Annotated in this window: 16 protein-coding genes, 1 tRNA gene and 1 riboswitch; of the genes, 10 read left to right on the forward strand and 7 right to left on the reverse strand. The window is 38.5% G+C overall.

The features are described 5' to 3' along the window. Positions 1 to 137: 137 nt before the first annotated feature. A riboswitch (TPP riboswitch) is annotated at positions 138 to 233 on the forward strand. 100 nt (positions 234 to 333) lie between these two features. The 7 genes from thiS to BM361_RS07590 all read left to right on the forward strand — a co-directional run bounded on the left by thiS (position 334) and on the right by BM361_RS07590 (position 6,392). Beyond that, complete coding sequence (thiS, locus tag BM361_RS07560) at positions 334 to 537, forward strand: sulfur carrier protein ThiS (RefSeq protein ID WP_051413556.1); 204 nt, start codon at positions 334 to 336, stop codon at positions 535 to 537. A gap of 45 nt (positions 538 to 582) precedes the next feature. Further along, complete coding sequence (thiC, locus tag BM361_RS07565) at positions 583 to 2,439, forward strand: phosphomethylpyrimidine synthase ThiC (RefSeq protein ID WP_074977996.1); 1,857 nt, start codon at positions 583 to 585, stop codon at positions 2,437 to 2,439. 79 nt (positions 2,440 to 2,518) lie between these two features. Further along, a complete protein-coding gene (locus tag BM361_RS07570; RefSeq protein WP_074977998.1) occupies positions 2,519 to 3,118 on the forward strand; it encodes a thiamine phosphate synthase in 600 nt (199 codons plus the stop codon). Positions 3,119 to 3,217: 99 nt separating this feature from the next. Beyond that, a complete protein-coding gene (locus BM361_RS07575; protein WP_074978254.1) occupies positions 3,218 to 3,853 on the forward strand; it encodes a thiamine phosphate synthase in 636 nt (211 codons plus the stop codon). Between the two features lie 58 nt (positions 3,854 to 3,911). Beyond that, positions 3,912 to 4,691 carry a thiazole synthase gene (locus BM361_RS07580; protein ID WP_038267611.1) on the forward strand — a complete coding sequence of 260 codons (780 nt, stop codon included), beginning with the start codon at positions 3,912 to 3,914 and terminating at the stop codon, positions 4,689 to 4,691. Further along, on the forward strand, positions 4,684 to 5,808 hold the full coding sequence (gene thiH, locus BM361_RS07585; protein WP_074977999.1) for a 2-iminoacetate synthase ThiH: 1,125 nt from the start codon (positions 4,684 to 4,686) through the stop codon (positions 5,806 to 5,808). The genes BM361_RS07580 and thiH overlap by 8 nt, the downstream gene beginning before the upstream one ends. Positions 5,809 to 6,029: 221 nt before the next feature. Continuing rightward, the gene (locus tag BM361_RS07590; RefSeq protein WP_139226649.1) at positions 6,030 to 6,392 is read left to right on the forward strand and encodes a hypothetical protein; all 363 of its coding nucleotides are present in this window, start codon (positions 6,030 to 6,032) and stop codon (positions 6,390 to 6,392) included. Between the two features lie 35 nt (positions 6,393 to 6,427). On the opposite strand, the gene BM361_RS16960 is transcribed toward BM361_RS07590, so the two are convergent. From BM361_RS16960 to BM361_RS07605, 4 genes are read right to left on the reverse strand one after another with little or no spacing between them, the layout of a single operon-like run. Continuing rightward, entirely contained in the window at positions 6,428 to 6,592 is a 165-nt protein-coding gene (locus BM361_RS16960; RefSeq protein WP_175496554.1) for a hypothetical protein, read from the reverse strand. A 3-nt stretch (positions 6,593 to 6,595) separates the two neighbouring features. Next, positions 6,596 to 7,363, reverse strand: a complete 768-nt coding sequence (locus tag BM361_RS07595; RefSeq protein ID WP_074978001.1) for an enoyl-CoA hydratase/isomerase family protein — start codon at positions 7,361 to 7,363, stop codon at positions 6,596 to 6,598. Between the two features lie 22 nt (positions 7,364 to 7,385). Then, positions 7,386 to 8,714: an MATE family efflux transporter gene (locus BM361_RS07600; protein ID WP_074978002.1), complete on the reverse strand. Its 1,329-nt coding sequence runs from the start codon at positions 8,712 to 8,714 to the stop codon at positions 7,386 to 7,388. Continuing rightward, positions 8,711 to 9,217 (reverse strand): GNAT family N-acetyltransferase, encoded by a 507-nt coding sequence (locus BM361_RS07605; protein WP_074978256.1) that lies wholly within the window; start codon positions 9,215 to 9,217, stop codon positions 8,711 to 8,713. Before BM361_RS07605 ends, BM361_RS07600 begins: the two co-directional genes overlap by 4 nt. 101 nt (positions 9,218 to 9,318) lie before the next feature. Between BM361_RS07605 and BM361_RS07610 the strand changes: the two genes are divergently transcribed. Continuing rightward, a tRNA-Ala gene (locus BM361_RS07610) sits at positions 9,319 to 9,392 on the forward strand. A gap of 72 nt (positions 9,393 to 9,464) precedes the next feature. Here the strand turns inward: BM361_RS07610 and BM361_RS07615 are convergent. Beyond that, the gene (locus BM361_RS07615) at positions 9,465 to 9,893 is read right to left on the reverse strand and encodes a hypothetical protein (RefSeq protein ID WP_074978004.1); all 429 of its coding nucleotides are present in this window, start codon (positions 9,891 to 9,893) and stop codon (positions 9,465 to 9,467) included. A 182-nt stretch (positions 9,894 to 10,075) separates the two neighbouring features. On the opposite strand from BM361_RS07615, the gene BM361_RS07620 reads away from it, so the two are divergent. Both BM361_RS07620 and BM361_RS07625 read left to right on the forward strand, forming a co-directional pair. Continuing rightward, a complete protein-coding gene (locus tag BM361_RS07620) occupies positions 10,076 to 12,307 on the forward strand; it encodes a tetratricopeptide repeat protein (protein WP_074978006.1) in 2,232 nt (743 codons plus the stop codon). 120 nt (positions 12,308 to 12,427) lie between these two features. Then, entirely contained in the window at positions 12,428 to 13,141 is a 714-nt protein-coding gene (locus tag BM361_RS07625) for an SDR family oxidoreductase (protein WP_038267596.1), read from the forward strand. Position 13,142: 1 nt separating this feature from the next. On the opposite strand, the gene BM361_RS07630 is transcribed toward BM361_RS07625, so the two are convergent. After that, positions 13,143 to 15,908 (reverse strand): PD-(D/E)XK nuclease family protein, encoded by a 2,766-nt coding sequence (locus BM361_RS07630; protein WP_074978008.1) that lies wholly within the window; start codon positions 15,906 to 15,908, stop codon positions 13,143 to 13,145. Between the two features lie 66 nt (positions 15,909 to 15,974). Next, on the reverse strand, positions 15,975 to 17,318 hold the full coding sequence (locus tag BM361_RS07635; RefSeq protein WP_038267591.1) for an OmpA family protein: 1,344 nt from the start codon (positions 17,316 to 17,318) through the stop codon (positions 15,975 to 15,977). Positions 17,319 to 17,409: the final 91 nt, after the last annotated feature.

Here is a 17,409-nt window from a genome sequence, read left to right on the forward strand (position 1 = left end):
CATCCCCTTTCATTCCGCACTTGTTGCGGAGTCTCCTATCCCTTGCTTAACCTCCTTTCTCTATGGAAACACAAAAAGAATAGGCTTAAAACCCAAGAGTTCTTTTAAGTTCCAGATATTATTCTATACCTTTGAACCTGAAACTTTAGGGGTGCTGACTTTGTCGGCTGAGATGATGACCCTTGGAACCTGATCCGGTTAATACTGGCGAAGGGAAAAGTTAGAACGCTTCATGTCTTAAAACAAACTTCTGTCGAAGTATTGTTTTCTGTTGTGTTGATACAGCCTGTATTGACGGTTCTCCTAAAGTTTATTGTAAAAAAGCATTTAAAAATGATTACAGTAAACGTAAACAGTGAGACAATTCAAGTTCCGGAAGAGAGCAATCTTAATCAGTTAATCGAGCAATTAAACATGTCAGACGACGGCATTGCCATAGCCCTCGCCAACAATGTGGTACCCAAATCTGAATGGGACACCACCTGCCTCCGGGAAAATCAAAACATTTTAATTATTAAAGCAACTCAGGGAGGATGATAACTTCATTCCTTCAATTAATAACAACACAACAATATTAGGTATATGAAAAAAGACAAAACACCAGGTAAACAGGCAATTTCAAGAGCTCCTTTTCCAAATTCGAGAAAGGTATACGTAAATGGATCTCTCTATCCAGACATAAAAGTACCCATGCGTGAAATCGCATTGAGCGATACCGTAGACAAGTTTAATGGCACCAAAGAACCAAATGAACCTGTATTGGTATATGACACTTCAGGACCCTATACCGATCCGGAGGTAACTATCGATGTTAAAAAAGGACTGGAGCCAATAAGAGAAGAGTGGATTACAAAACGAGGAGATGTAGAACAATTATCGGGTTTAACTTCAGCTTATGGGAATGAACGTTTGAACAATGAAAAGCTGGATGAGCTTCGTTTCAAGCATCTGAAAAATCCTCTTAAGGCGAAGAACGGGCAGAATGTTACCCAAATGCATTATGCGAAAAAGGGAATTATAACCCCTGAAATGGAGTATATAGCCATAAGAGAAAATCAGAAGCTACAGGAAATTAAAGCCATTACAAAACAACACCCGGGAAATTCCTTTGGGGCCAGTATCCCTCCTGTAATTACTCCTGAGTTCGTAAGAGATGAGGTAGCCAGCGGACGCGCAGTGATCCCGTGCAATATAAACCACCCTGAAAGTGAACCGATGATTATCGGACGTAACTTTTTGGTAAAGATCAATGCCAATATAGGGAACTCAGCGGTTACCTCTTCGATTGAAGAAGAAGTAGAAAAAGCAGTTTGGGCATGCCGATGGGGAGCAGATACCATAATGGACCTCTCTACAGGGAAAAATATTCACGAGACACGAGAATGGATCCTTAGAAATTCTCCGGTGCCAATCGGAACGGTTCCAATCTATCAGGCTTTAGAAAAAGTAAATGGGAAGGCAGAAGATCTTACCTGGGAGATATTCAGAGATACACTAATAGAACAGGCAGAGCAGGGAGTTGATTATTTTACAATCCATGCCGGAGTGCGTTTACGCTATGTGCCTCATACTGCAAAACGCGTTACAGGAATTGTATCCAGAGGAGGATCTATCATGGCAAAATGGTGTCTGGCACATCATAAAGAAAACTTTTTATATACCCACTTCGAAGAGATTTGCGAGATTATGAAAGCCTACGACGTTTCTTTTTCTTTGGGAGATGGACTACGTCCGGGAAGTATAGCCGACGCTAACGATTATGCACAGTTTGCTGAATTGGAAACTTTGGGTGAACTAACTAAAATAGCATGGAAGCACGATGTACAAACGATTATTGAGGGCCCCGGACACATTCCGATGCATATGATCAAGGAAAATATGGATAAACAACTGAATGAGTGCGGAGAAGCGCCATTCTACACCCTCGGACCACTAACTACTGATATTGCTCCGGGATACGATCATATTACCAGTGGAATCGGAGCTGCTATGATTGGATGGTACGGATGTGCTATGCTTTGCTATGTAACCCCGAAAGAACACCTCGGATTGCCAAATAAAGCAGATGTTAAAGAAGGAGTTATTACCTATAAAATTGCAGCCCACGCAGCAGACCTTGCAAAAGGACACCCGGGAGCACAGCATAGAGACGACGCTATGAGTAAAGCCCGTTTCGAATTTAGATGGGAAGATCAGTTCAATCTGGCACTCGATCCTGATACAGCACGTGAATATCACGATGAAACCCTTCCTTCAGAAAATGCAAAAGTTGCACATTTCTGTTCAATGTGCGGACCTAACTTTTGTTCGATGAAGATCACACAAGATGTTAGAAATTATGCTAAAGAACATGGTTTGGAAGACGAGAAGGCTTTAGAAGAAGGGATGAAAAAGAAGTCAGAAGAGTTTAAAGAAAAGGGAAGCGAGGTTTATTTGTAATATACCATTCCACCTGTCATTCCGTACTAGTTGTGGAATCCATAGGAAGAGGAGTCGACATCAAATAACAACAAAACCAATGTTAATAGTCATAACACCAGAAAATGCAATGATGAGCGAGTGCCGGCAGTTGAACGAAATGTTCGCTGCCGGACTCCAATATTTGCATCTCCGCAAACCCGGTTATGATGAAAAACAATACATAGCGCTATTGAAAGGTATTGAGCAGGAGTATCTCAACAAGGTGGTCTTACATGAGCACCATCACCTCTGTAAAAGTTTTGGATTAAAGGGTGTTCATTTAAAGGAAGGATTTCGAGAAGGTTTAACTACGCAACTCCCTGATTACCTCTTGGAGTTTAAAAGAGAACAATTTACGGTAAGTACCTCCTTTCATGATTTGTCAAAATTAATGCAACAAAACCATTGGTTCGATTATGCCCTCTTAAGTCCCGTTTTTAATTCCATCTCCAAAGAAGCATATGAAGGGAGAGGGTTTCGGGTAAAGCAGCTGAACGAAAAAGTGGTTGGACTCGGAGGAATATCATATGATAACATGGAAAAGCTTGTTGATCTGGGATACCACGGAGCCGCAGTTTTAGGAGCAATATGGCAATCAGAAGATCCGGTAGCATCTTTTAAAAATATTAAGTCAAAATATAGCTTTCAAGATGTCTGATGATAAAAAATTCAGGATGGAGTAGGGAGGAAAATGAAATGTATTTTGAATCGAAAAACAGGAACAGGAGATTCAAACCCTTTAATTAAAAAAGGAACTATGAAGAGTATTTCAAAAATACAATATATATCACAAGGAGGTACCCCCGCCGAACACTTGTTGAATATAAAAGAAGTGTGTAAAGGGGGAGTTGATTGGGTGCAATTACGATTAAAGAAGGTGTCGGATGAATTATATGCTGAAACTGCAGTTTTGGCAAAAGGAATCTGTGATGCTTACCAGGTTAAACTCATTATTAATGATAATGTTCAGGTAGCACAGGATATTCAGGCGGATGGAGTACACCTGGGGAAAGAGGATATGCATCCGGAACAGGCCAGGCAGATCTTAGGTTCTGATAAGATTATAGGAGGAACCGCAAATACCCTTGATGATTGTATACGATTAAGCCAGGTCGGGGTTGATTATATTGGTCTCGGACCTTATCGCTTTACAACGACTAAAGAAAACTTGAGCCCTGTATTGGGAATCGAAGGATATCAATCCATTGTTAGGGATTTAGTAAATCGTGAAGTCAATTTGCCTATAATCGGAATTGGAGGAATCCAACCTGAAGACGTCATTCACCTGCACCATACAGGTGTGCATGGTATAGCAATATCCGGGGCTTTAACAAACACGAATAATATAGATGAAGTAATCGAAAATTTTAGAAACACCTATAGTCAGGTCTAAGGCTTGGTTGAAGGAATTTCTAAGGATTTATGACCTCAATTAAAAAAAGTTTTAAAGAATGAAGAACGACATATTAAAAATTGCCGATAAAGAATTTAATTCTCGATTGTTTACCGGAACCGGAAAATTCAGTGCTTCTGAATTAATGAAACAAGCAATTGTTGCATCCGAAAGTGAGTTGGTTACAGTAGCTTTAAAGCGGGTTGATGTTAAAGATGATCAGGATGATATGCTTTTTCATTTAAGAGATAATCGTATAAATCTTTTGCCTAATACTTCCGGAGTCAGAAATGCTAAGGAAGCTGTCTTTGCAGCGCAATTAGCCAGAGAAGCACTCGAGACCAATTGGATTAAACTCGAAATTCATCCAGATCCTAAATACTTACTGCCAGATCCCGTAGAAACACTTAAAGCGGCTGAAGAACTGGTTAGCCTTGGGTTCGTAGTAATGCCTTATATCCATGCCGATCCGGTATTGTGCAAAAGACTGGAAGAAGTAGGTGCTCAATGTGTAATGCCTTTGGGAGCTCCGATTGGTACGAATAAAGGATTAAAAACACGTGACTTCCTGGAGATCATTATAGAACAAAGCAAGGTGCCAGTTGTTGTGGATGCTGGTATTGGAGCTCCTTCTCATGCCGCAGAAGCTATGGAATTAGGGGCGGATGCTGTATTGGTAAATACAGCCATTGCAGTGTCGCAAAACCCAATAGCTATGGGAGAAGCCTTTAAAATGGCTGTTATTGCCGGTAGAATGGCCTATAATGCCAGGCTGGCCCCTGTTGAAGATAAAAAAGCAATTGCCAGTAGCCCCCTAACCAGTTTTCTTTATGAGTAGTTTCAAAGATACATTGAGTCAATTCGACTGGGACGACACTATGCAAAGCATTCTCGGTAAAACGGCCGTAGATGTGCAGCATGCCCTGAATTCAAAAAAAAGAACCTTAGAAGATTTTAAAGCTTTGATCTCACCGGCGGCAAAACCCTATTTGGAAGAAATGGCTCAGCTTAGTAGCCTGATTACCAAAAAGCGTTTTGGGAATACCATGCAGATGTATGCGCCAATGTACCTGAGCAATGAATGCCAGAATATTTGCACCTATTGCGGATTTAGCCTTACCAATAAGATTCCACGTCGTACCCTTACAGATGAAGAAATTTTAAAGGAGGCGGCATTTTTAAAAGCTAAAGGTTACGATCATATATTATTGGTAACAGGAGAAGCCAACAGAACCGTTGGAGTTGATTATCTAAACAATGCAATTCAACTCATACGTTCACAGTTCTCCAATATTTCTATAGAGGTACAACCTCTTGATCAGAATGAATATGAATTGCTGGCCTCTAATGGCCTGTATGCCGTATTGGTTTACCAGGAAACCTATCATCGTGAAGAATATAAAAAGCACCACCCCAAAGGGAAGAAGTCTAATTTCGATTACCGTTTAGAAACCCCCGACAGACTTGGGAAAGCAGGAATGCATAAAATAGGATTAGGAGCGCTGTTCGGCTTGGAAGATTGGCGTGCAGATTGCTTTTTTACCGCCTTGCACCTTAAATATTTACAGAAGACCTATTGGAAAACTAAGTACTCTATTTCCTTTCCGCGTCTACGCCCATTCAGTGGCGGATTGGAACCCAAAGTAGAAATGACCGATACCGATTTGGTTCAGCTAATATGTGCCTACAGATTATTGGATGAAGACGTCGAACTCTCAATTTCTACCAGAGAAAGGGAAGTGTTCAGAGATCATATAGTGCAATTAGGTATAACATCAATGAGTGCTGAATCGAAAACCAATCCGGGAGGTTATACAATAGATAAACAATCCTTGGAACAGTTTGAAATTTCAGATGAACGAAGTACCGAAACCATTTCCCAAATGCTTAAAAGCCAAAACATCGAACCCGTCTGGAAAGACTGGGAAAATGATTGGATCTCTGCAATGCCGTAAATGAATTTTATGCGCTTCAGAGCTTTTGATAATTCAAACGAGAACTGAGCTGTTTTATTCATTGGATTAAATCATCGATATGCTATGGACAATAGTAACCTTGTGTAGTAATTTGAAAGCTAAATTCTAATATTGAGTTAAAGTACTTTTAATAATGACTTCTAATTGATAATTTTGTTTTTGTTAATTTATAAGGGTTAATATTATTAAATAAACAAAAAATGATGAGAAAAATAATAATTCTTCTGTTTTTAGGGTTTGCAGTAGGCGTTTATGCAAACGAAAATGAAAAGGAATGGCAAGATGTTAAAGTTGGAGATACTTTTATCATTTCAGAAGCATCAGCTCATGAATACCAACACCTTCAATTTCCTAAAAGAAATATCATTCTTAAAAAAGGAGGTACGCCTGATTATAAAAGCGTGGAAGGGAATCGCGTACAGGTAACTGAAATTACAACCGAAGCAGATGGCGATGTAATTGTTACATTAGAGAGAACTGATGGAACTAAATTCTACAATAGATATAAAACGGTAAAAGCCAATATTTCTGATGCGGTAAGCAGCGGAGAGTTGGTTGAATAGGGAGATAAATAATTATTACTTAGAGAAACGGCTTTTTAGCCGTTTTTCTTTTTTTGATACCTGTATATAAGATAGGCAATTACCACCAATACCACAAAAGGCAACATGTTTCCAATAAAAACTCCTATGGAATAAGCACTATCTGGAGCATCCTGAAGTTTTTTTTCAATATCTACTTGTAGTAATAATAAATTAACCATGTCTTATTTTTTAAACTTTACTAAAGCTTGTTTGGTGAATTCCGAAAGGACTAGTTTTCCTGAGGTAGCAGCACGATCACTAAGAAGAGTGTCCCAGTTTTCAGTACCCTCCCAAAGTACAGCCTTCATTTCTTTTAATCCTGCAGGGTTGTAAGAGGCTAATTTATGTGAAAGAATTGCTATTTCCTTATCCAGGTCTTTTACAGAATCAAAAACGCGCGCATAAAGACCTTTCTCCTTGGCCCAATAAGCGCTTTTCCATTCTTCTGCTGCAAGCGTAAGTTCTCCTAAACCTGAAACACCGATCTTACGTTCCACCGCTGGAGCGATTACAAAAGGTCCGATACCTATGGTAAGCTCAGAAAGCTTAATTGAAGCAGCTTCTGTAGCCATCGCATAATCACAAGCAGCAATTAAACCGACACCCCCACCAACAGCCTTTCCGTGTATCCTTCCGATAATAATCTTGCCACAAGTTCGCATTGCATTGATTACATTGGCAAAACCACTAAAGAATCTTTTTCCCTCTTCCAGGGTTTTTATGGCCACAAGTTCATTGAATGAGGCTCCTGCACAAAAAGCTTTCTCTCCTTCACTCTTCAAAACGATAATATGAACAGCATTGTTTTGTGATAAAGAGTTTATTTCATTCGTAAGTCTGTCCAAAAGTTCAGAGGGAAATGCGTTGCTTGCAGGATGTCCGAATTCAATCGTGGCAACTTTACTTTCGATCTGGGTATATAAACTTCCATTCATTCTTTCTGTGGTCATCTTGGTCGTTTTAGTGTGTGCACTAAGTTACGGCTTTTAAATATTTTCTTCGAAACTTAACCACCAAAGTTATGCTCCTGATCAACATCCATACAACAAAGGAAATCCAGATGGCATAGAGTTCAAGATCAAAATGATCTGCAATCAATAAGGTTGGCCAAAACCCAAGAAAAGTGGCAGCTAAAAGTACATTTCTCAAATAAGCCGCTTCTCCCATTCCCTTAAACATTCCGTCAAACATAAAAGCAATGGCATTGATAGGCTGCATTAAAAGAACAATCCAAAATACCGAAGAAAATAAAGTGAGTACCGATGTCTCTTTGTTAAAAATCAATCCGATCTGATCATAGAATACCCCACAAATGATCATGAGAAGAACTGCAATGATCGTTGAGTATAAGCTAATATCTTTACTGAGCTTCCAGAGTTTTTTATAGTCTTTAGCTCCTAACAGTTTTCCCGAAATGGCATTGCCCGCATTCGCATAACCATCGATAAAAAAGGAAAAGAATAACCAAATGTTCATTAAAATACTTTGAGCAGCAATATAATTTTTACCATAATCGGTAGCATAGGCATTAGCTAAATAAATGGCAAAGTTTAAAGCAGCGGTTCGTACAAATAAATTAGCGCTCATTATGAGAAGATCCTTCATTCTGGGGTTTATGCTTCTTTTTACTTTTAATCCAAATGGCGTCTTGGTAAAAAAGAAATAAAAGGCCATTAGAAGCATAACCAACTGTGAGATCACACTGGCAATAGCAGCGCCCTTTAAATGCATAGCAGGAATAAGACCTTCAATACCATAAACTAATGCATAATCCAGTAGAACATTCAATAAAGCTCCTGTTAAGCTGCACTTCATGGCCCAAAGCGTGTTCTGAAGCCCTCTGAATACTCCAAAAATCGCAAATGTAACGAGGGTTAACGGATAGCCCAGTGCCCTGATCTTGTAGTATTCGGCAGCATAATTTAATATAAGACCATCGGCATTGTATATTTTAAAAATAGCCGTTGCAAACCAGGCCGTTGATGCATAGATGGCCAGGCTGAACAAAAAATTGAATAGAATAGCCTGTGGTACTAACGTTTTAACAGCATGCAATCGGTTAGCGCCCAGATGTTGTGAAACAATAGAGGATATTGCAGTTTTGGTTTGGGCTACGATCCAAATAATGGCAGATAAAAAGGACCCCACGATACCCGCCGCAGCCAGAGCCTCAACCGGATTTTCGTCTACATTTCCAATAACTCCTATATCAGTTAACGATATCAGTGGTTCTGCAATACCTGCAATGATAGCAGGGATGGCCAGTTTGTTAATTTCCTTAAAAGAGATTTTATGTTTCAATGCAATACTTTCTCGTAACAATAAAATGGATGCTCACTCTGCTTTGGAAAAAAGACTTCCCCTAAGCGTTTGTAGCCGCGAAGTTCGTAAAATTTTTGGTTACGGAGATTCTTGCTGAAGGTGTCTAATCTTATAGAGATATAACCATTATCTATGGCATAACCTTCCGCATAGTCCATAAGCGATTGAGCATAGCCTCGTCCTTGTAGGTCAGGATGTATAGCAAGCCGGTGAATGTAAATATGGTCCTGGTCGTTCGGGGTCAACCAGGTAATAGGTTCATAAACGTCATCCATGATAGTTGATATAACAATACAGCCTGCAATCTGCCCCTCGACTTTTAATGTGTAAAGCTCGTCATGATCAATGTCCGTTTCAAAGGCGGCTCTGGAAGGATAACTTTCATTCCATTGATAGATGCCCTTCTTTTGCATAAAAGCAGCACAAGCCTTTGTGAGCTTCAGTAATGCATCGATTTCGTTTTTTTGTGCACTTGAAATAATCATAAGTTAGAATTAGAGTAGGTTGAGGGTTCGAATTAAATAAAATGAAAGTTTATTATCAAATTCTCTAAAAATAATTTATTTTTGACCTTTAAAATTCTGGGGATGTAGCTCAGCTGGCTAGAGCGTTTGACTGGCAGTCAAAAGGTCGTGGGTTCGACTCCCATCTTCTCCACTAAATTAAAAACCCTTGTAAATACAGTATTTGCAAGGGTTTTGTTTTTTTAGCCTTTAATTAATTTAGATTTTAATACTCATATAACACACCCTCACCGGAATTTGTAATGTTCAGTTGAACACGGTTGCCATCTACTTGTAGGTTTGTGATATCAAAGGTTAATTCTTTAGTGATATATGCTTCGCAGAGTTCTTCATTCTTGAGTGATAATCTTAAATTTCTTTGTGGGGGATTTGATTCTAAAACAACTCCGGAATCAATGAGTTTTAATTCCCACGATTCTCCACTGCATCCTCCTGAACTAAAATTAATTTTCAAACAATTGCCTTCTATGGCTAAACTGTTTATGGTTAACTTGTCTGAAGGAGCGCTGGTGTACTGTTCAGAGCTTATTACAGTTTTGCGATCACAGCCATTTGAATTGCTGTTGTCATTATCATCATTAGAACAACTTAAAAGGATGAATCCTATTAACGTTAAGGTTAGTAAATGTTTCATTTATTACAGCCTGTTTCTTTCTAGATGAAGTTCTTTTCATATGGTTGCTTCAATACGAAATAATAGATGATTTCTTCCAAAATAAATCTCTGTTCATGGGGTTTATACAGACAATTTAAAATATCTTTATTGTGTAATTAAAGGTTGTCAGGTAGACTGGTTTGTAAACATAAATAATTATCATGTTATCAAAAATTGGTTTAACCTTTAGTTTTTTGCTGCTATTGCTATTAAGTGCATGCAAGAAAGATGCTTATATTAATGTAAAGGAGTCTGATCATGTCGCTGTCAACGCAGAATTCGTAGGTGATCAGGCCTGTATTTCATGTCACCAAAAAGAGTATGATTCCTGGAAAGGATCTCACCATGATCAGGCTATGAAAGTAGCGGATTCTGTGAGTGTTTTGGGCAATTTCAATAATATAGCTTTTGAGTATAATGGAGGCAAGGCAAATTTTTTCAAGAAAGGTTCTGACTACTATGTGCAAATTACAGGACCAGATAATTTAATTCACGATTATAAAGTAAAATATACCTTCGGAGTTACTCCATTACAACAATACATCGTAGCGCTTGATAATGGGAAATTCCAATGTCTGACCATTGCCTGGGATAGTGTCAAAAACAAATGGTTTAACCTGTATCCCGATTTAACGATAGCTACTGATGAGTGGATTCATTGGACAGGGGGAGGAATGCGATGGAATACAGCCTGTGCCGATTGTCATTCGACCGATCTGCATAAAAATTACAATCCGAATACAGATGTTTATAAAACAAGCTTTAAACAAATTAATGTAAGTTGTGAAGCTTGCCATGGTCCTGCTGCCGATCATGTTAATTTCTACAAACAAGGATTGGCAAAAGAAAGCCCTCAAAAACTCTTTATGAATGGAGACGAAAGTTCCGTTGAGCTGGTAGATCGCTGCGCGCGTTGCCACTCGCGCCGTACACAGCTCACGAAAGACTATAAACATCATGAAGGTTTTAAAGATCATTACTTGGAGGCTTTATTAACACCGCCACTGTATGAGGGTGATGGACAGATTAATGATGAGGTGTATGTTTATGGGTCTTTTAAGCAAAGTAAAATGTATCATAACGGCATATCGTGTAAAGATTGCCATGATGTGCATTCATTAAAATTAAAAAAACAGGGAAATGCGTTATGCCTTAGTTGTCATGAACCAAAATACAATTCGGAAGCCCATCATAATCATGCAAATGGAACACCGGGTTCGGAATGTATAAATTGTCACATGACAGGCAAAGTGTACATGGGGAATGATTTTAGAAGAGACCATAGCTTTCGTATTCCGCGACCTGATCAATCAGTAGCCTATGGCACTCCCAATGCATGTAATTCTTGCCATAATGATAAAAGCGCCGAATGGGCGGTTAATGCGTTACACTCATGGGGAACCGATAAGGCAATGTCGGATAAAGCTCATTTTTCAGATTACCTGCTCGCTGGATACTCAGGAAATAAAGAAGCGTTTTATTACTTGCTTAATAATCCGGCATTTCCTGAAATTGCCAGAGCAACTGCACTGAGAAATTATACGAATATGTCGTTGTCTGAAGCTGAGGTAAAACAGTTAAAGAAGTTTTTAAGCGACTCTTCAGCCTTGGTAAGAAATGAAGCCGTCGTCTCCTATACCAAATTCGGAGATACCAGTGTGGTGAATACTATAGAAAAACTTTTAAATGATACAGTGCGGGTTGTGCGTATCTCAAGTGCAAAATTTATTGGAGTTTATGGTCACGAAAGGGTAAATTCCCAAAAGTTTGAATCGGCTCATAAAGAGTTTTTAGCCTTTCTGGAAATGAATTCAGATTTCTCGACCGGGCAAGAGCAGATAGCTGAATATAAATATCTTAAAAATGAAGTCGAAGATGCTATAGAAGCTTATGAACGGGCTATTCAGCTCGATAATTATAATAATAATGCAAGAGTAAATTTGGCTTTCCTGTATTATCAAAACGGGGCAGCCAAAAAAGCAGCCCGGTTATATGCTAAAATTATAGAACAAGAACCGGAAAATAGCTATCCTTATTATATGCTCGGATTGCTATTTAATGAGCTGGGAAAAAATGATGCAGCATTAAAGTACTTGGCACAAGCCTGTGAAAGGGAACCTTTTAATCTTCGAGCTTTCTATAATTATGCCCTCAAATTACAACAACAAGGAAATTATACGCATTCAATGGAGGTAATTGATGAAGCATTACAACATGCGCCCGAAAATGCCGATTTATTATATGTTAAAGCGATTGGAGCACTCGAGTTAAAACAAATAGGACTAGCACGTACCATTGCTCAAAAGTTGGTCGCCTCATTTCCCAATCAGCCTGGATATGCAAACCTGCTTCAGGAAATTGAAAAACGTGCAGAAAAAATAATGCTTAAGTAAAAAGAGGAGTCTGATATCTGAAATAATAGAATCGGTCTTGGGGTGTTTAACAAAACTATAACCGATCAGGTTTTCTTCTCCATAAAAAGGATTTTATATTTATAAAAAATTGATATAATTATGAGTTTAGTAGATAAAGTGGTGTATATCACCGGAGGAACAAAAGGAATAGGCTATGGTATAGCTGAAGTGTTACTGCATTCAGGAATGCGTGTGGCAATTTCCGGACGTAATTTAGAAGATGCCCAAAAAGCAGCGGCAAGTTTAACAGAAGATGATAGCAGGGTTCTTGGAATAGCTTCAGATGTAACCAAACTCGATGATGAAAATATGGCTGTAAAGGCTATCCTTGACAAGTTCGGGCAGTTGGATGTAGTACTTGCTAATGCGGGTGTAGGTCATTTTGCGCCAATTGATGAACTTGAAGTCGATAAGTGGAATCAAATGATCGACACGAATTTGAATGGAGTTTTTCATACCCTTAAAGCTTCGGTAGACGCCTTAAAGGAGTCAAAAGGTTATTATATAACCCTGGCAAGCCTTGCCGGAACAAATTTTTTCCCAACAGCCGCAGGTTATAATGCAACTAAATTTGGAGTAGTTGGCTTCACTCAGGCAGTAATGCTCGATTTAAGACCTTATGATATAAAGGTAAGTACTATTATGCCGGGTTCTGTCGCCTCTCATTTCAATAATAACGAACCGGGCGATAAAGACGCATGGAAAATTCAACCGGAAGATATCGGTAAACTGGTAGTGGATCTGCTAACAATGCATCCACGTACCTTACCAAGTAAAATAGAGGTAAGGCCTTCCAGACCAGACAAAAAATAGATCAGACCTCTTTTTCAAGAAAGGATTCTTCTTCATTGAAGAGCTCTATGATTAATGCTTTTAATTGAATTTCAAAAGCAGTCAAAAATTCACTGGTGATGAGGTGTTGTTTGACAGCACCTCTGCCAGGTTTATCTTTTTTAGTGAATTTTAGAACGCCTTCGTTTAAGTTCTTGAAAGAAATAATACCAGCTTGCATCTCCTTGGCATCCCCGTTCTTTTTACTCATCATATAAGCATAACACAGTACCTGAAAGGCTTTACTGTATTTGTAATCGTCGGTTAGGTTACTCCATTCTACAATTTCCAGATCACGCTGAGTTACTTTTCCAGTCTTGTAGTCAATGATATTAATAACCCCATCAACTTCTTCAACACGGTCCACGATCCCCTTAAGGTGAATAGGGAAATTTAACCCATCAATGGTGATAGCGGTCTTGAAATAAATTTCATTAGCTAAGATCTTTATTTGTTGTCCGGATGCTAATCGAGTCTTTTCGAACGCTATAAAATTCGCTACATATCTTTTGGCAATATGATAACTGATTAAATTCTTACCTCTGCTATAATCACCTCCCTTATATTCTTTGTCGAAAAAGGCGGTGATGGTGCCATCTATTTCTTTTTCCATGCTTTCCAGATGTGCTAAAGTAAGATAGCTGCCCTCAAGAGGTTTGTATAGGGTTTCGAGGGTATTGTGAACAATGGTGCCTAAGGTATTGGCAGCAACAGTTTCCTCCACTTCTTCCAGTTCTTTTATGCCCAGGATCGTTTGATTATAAAAATCTATCGGATTACGTACGTAATTGGTTAATGAGGAAGGGGAGAAGCCTTTGGCTGCAACAGCTTTGAGGTCATCAATTAATAAATTGTTCTTCTTGATTTCCAATAGTTTTAAACTTTTCTTTTCAACTAACGGGCTCGCAATAACTTCATTAATGTGGTGCTTTTCTTGACCCAATAGTGCTAATTGAAGCAGGAATCTGCTCTTTTCGCCACCTTCCAAAACATCAGGTTCAGTATTGTATAAGAGATAAACGTTTTCGGCCCGCTGTAAAAGTCGGTAAAAGTGATAAGTGTATATAGCATCTTTCTCTTTGTATGTAGGAAGACCAAAGGCTACTTTAATATCGAACGGTAAAAAAGAATTATTGCTTTTACCTGATGGTAAAATTCCCTCGTTGACTGAACTTATAATTACCGTTTCAAAATCGAGATTACGACTTTCCAGTACTCCCATAATTTGTAAACCTTGCAGAGGTTCACCCTGAAAATCGATAGATTCCTTTACTAATAACTCATTGTATATACCTTTTAACGAACGGATGTCATTAATGGTGTTGTAATCTTTATTTAAAACCTTTAATTGGTTAAACAGGGCATAAAAGCGATATAGGTATTCAAGATAAATAGTGTTTCGCTCTTCGAGTTCCGTATATGATTTCTTAAGAATTAAGCATAAATCAGTCAGTTTATTGATGACCTTATCAATAGACGAAGTTGATTTCGAAATAAAAATATTGGATAGGGCCTGGTGTTCCTCCTCGGAAATAAGATCATAAAGTTGATCTGAACTTATATAGACTAGGTTCTGCTGGTGAATAAAACTTGTAGTTTTTTCTATGTTTTCATCTTTAAACAGATGTCTGGTAACAGCGTTTGAAAACAAATTCAGTACATCTTTGAAGTACCATTTAGATCCATCTTCTTTTTCAATAATGTTTAATACACTGTAAAAAAAAGAGGCTATAGGTGTTTCCTCCAATGGTAATCCACTGGTGATATTTGCTTCGGTTACAGATGCAGGCAGAGCATTCAGTATAGGGGTAAGTAGGGATTCATTTCCCATAACCACCGCAGTGCTCTTAAGATGGCCCTGAGTATTATGTAGATTTTCTAAAATACCTCCAACGTAATTAGCTTGTCCAATATTTTTAGGAACCCCGATAATATTGATGTTTTTCTCTTCTAAAAAATGACTTGAAGGGTACTTAAGAGGATGGGTATTAAAATGTTTCCAGGACTTTAGGTATCTTCTGATGAACAAACCTGCGTCGTGCTCTTTATTATCGATGAAGCTTTGGTCGATATCCCAGAAAACTTCAGTGTCTGCGGTAGATAAAAACTCTTGAAATATTAGAGATTCAGCATTGTTTAAGGCATTAAAGCCAATGAAGTAAAACTTCTTTTGAAGGTTGTTTTGAATAAAATGTTCCAGGTTTTCAATAGCCTCCCTGTAAACAAACCCTTGGTAACCGATTTGATTTTTCTTGAGTCTGTTATGTAGCGCTTCATAGTACGCACCTAATTGATCCCAGAATTTTAAATATTGCTTTTGCAGGACTGTTTTCTCTTTGTCGAGTGTCCAGTGATTGAGCTCTTTAATAGATGAAAGATAACCGAATATCTTTTCAGAATCTATGAGATAGCGGTCTATTTCATTAAAATCCTGAAGAGCGATTTGTGCCCATTTACTAAAGGTGTAAAAATTTTCATGTTCTTCTATTGGTTGAAGCTGTTTGTATACCTCATAAAATTCGAATAAGACCGTTAGGTTAGAACTGAGCTTAATGCTGGCAAGTTCTTCAATAAAGTTTTCTATCGAAGTGATCTCCGGAGAAAATTGAGTTTTAGAAGTGCGAGCTAATAATTCGTTTTTAAGAAATGTTCCTGCTCTCTTACTGGGTAATATGCAGACTACATTTTCTAAAGTCGTATTCGTGTTTATTATTTCTGAAGCAATTTCAGCGATGAAGGATTTTACCATAAGGGTAAAAATAAAAAACGCTCCGAATTTCGGAGCGTTTTTTGTGAAATATAATTTGTTGTGAAATTAGTTCTTGTCTAAGTTAATTTCAACTCTTCTGTTTTGACGTCTTCCGTCTCTTGTAGAGTTAGAAGCAATTGGCTTAGTCTCTCCATAACCTTCAGAAGTTAATCTGTCAGCAGAGATACCATTTGACTCTAGGTAAGACTCAACAGCGTTAGCTCTTTCTTTAGATAATCTCATGTTAAGAGCGTCGCTACCAGTGCTATCAGTGTGTCCTTCAATGTGGAACTTAGAGTTTGGATATTCCTTAAGGATATCGATGATATCGTTAAGAACTTTTTCAGACTCAGCCTTGATAGTTGATTTACCAGTGTCGAATAAGATTGTTTTAGCGTAGTCATTTAAAGCTTTTTGTACAGCTTCAGTAACTTCAGGACAACCTTGGTTAGCTACAGTACCAGCAGTATCAGGACATCTGTCGTCTTTGTCTAATACACCGTCACCGTCTCTGTCAGGACAACCGTTAGTAGAAGCAGGACCAGCAACATCTGGACACTGATCATCTTTGTCTGCTACACCGTCACCGTCTCTGTCTGGACAACCGTTTAATTCTTTAAGACCTGCTGTGTTAGGACAAGCATCATCTTTATCAGCTACACCGTCACCGTCAGAATCAGGACAACCGTTTAATTCAGCAGGACCTGCCTCGTTAGGACAAGCATCTTTAGAATCTTCGATACCGTCACCGTCAGAATCAGGACAACCGTTGAATGCTTCTAAACCAGCAACTTCAGGACAAGCATCATCCTTGTCGTAGATACCGTCACCGTCAGAATCAGTTCCACCAAATTTGATAGAGATACCTACCATGTGCTGGAAATGTGGTGTTAGTCTGTCTTCAAATGAATGCTTGTAAGAAGACTGAGCTGTTAATCCTAAGTTTTCAGTAAACCAGAAGTTAAGACCTAGACCTCCGTTAAGTGTACCAGCACCTAACTCGTCAATCCAAGTATAACCACCACCTACTTCAACAAATGGATCTAATTTTGTTTCTTCAAAGAAGTTGTACTTGATAGTACCGTCGATCCCGTAATAAGAAAGATCGTCTACTTCCATGTCTCCCCACTTATCAATCTTGTTAAGTGATCCGCGTACACCGACAGCGAATTTACCACCAACGTTTCTTGAAACAGCAACATAAGAAATAGAAGGTAAGATGTTCCAGTGATCTTCTACGTTGAAGTATTCGTCGAAATAGTCACCCATTCCAGGCTCACCAGTCGGATATACGTCAACTGCGTTCACACCAAAACTAAGTTGCCAAGGGTTGTTTTCGTCTTGCGCATGGACGCTGCTTAACCCTACAAAAAGTAAAGAAGCAACTAAAATTTTGCTAAGATGTTTCATGTTCAATTATTTGATTTTAAGTGTTAATTAACGACAAATGTAAGTTGTTACAACTTATTTAACAAAAACAAATATATAAAATTTTTGTTAT

The organism is Zhouia amylolytica (assembly GCF_900116365.1).
In the GTDB taxonomy this organism is placed as follows: domain Bacteria; phylum Bacteroidota; class Bacteroidia; order Flavobacteriales; family Flavobacteriaceae; genus Zhouia; species Zhouia amylolytica.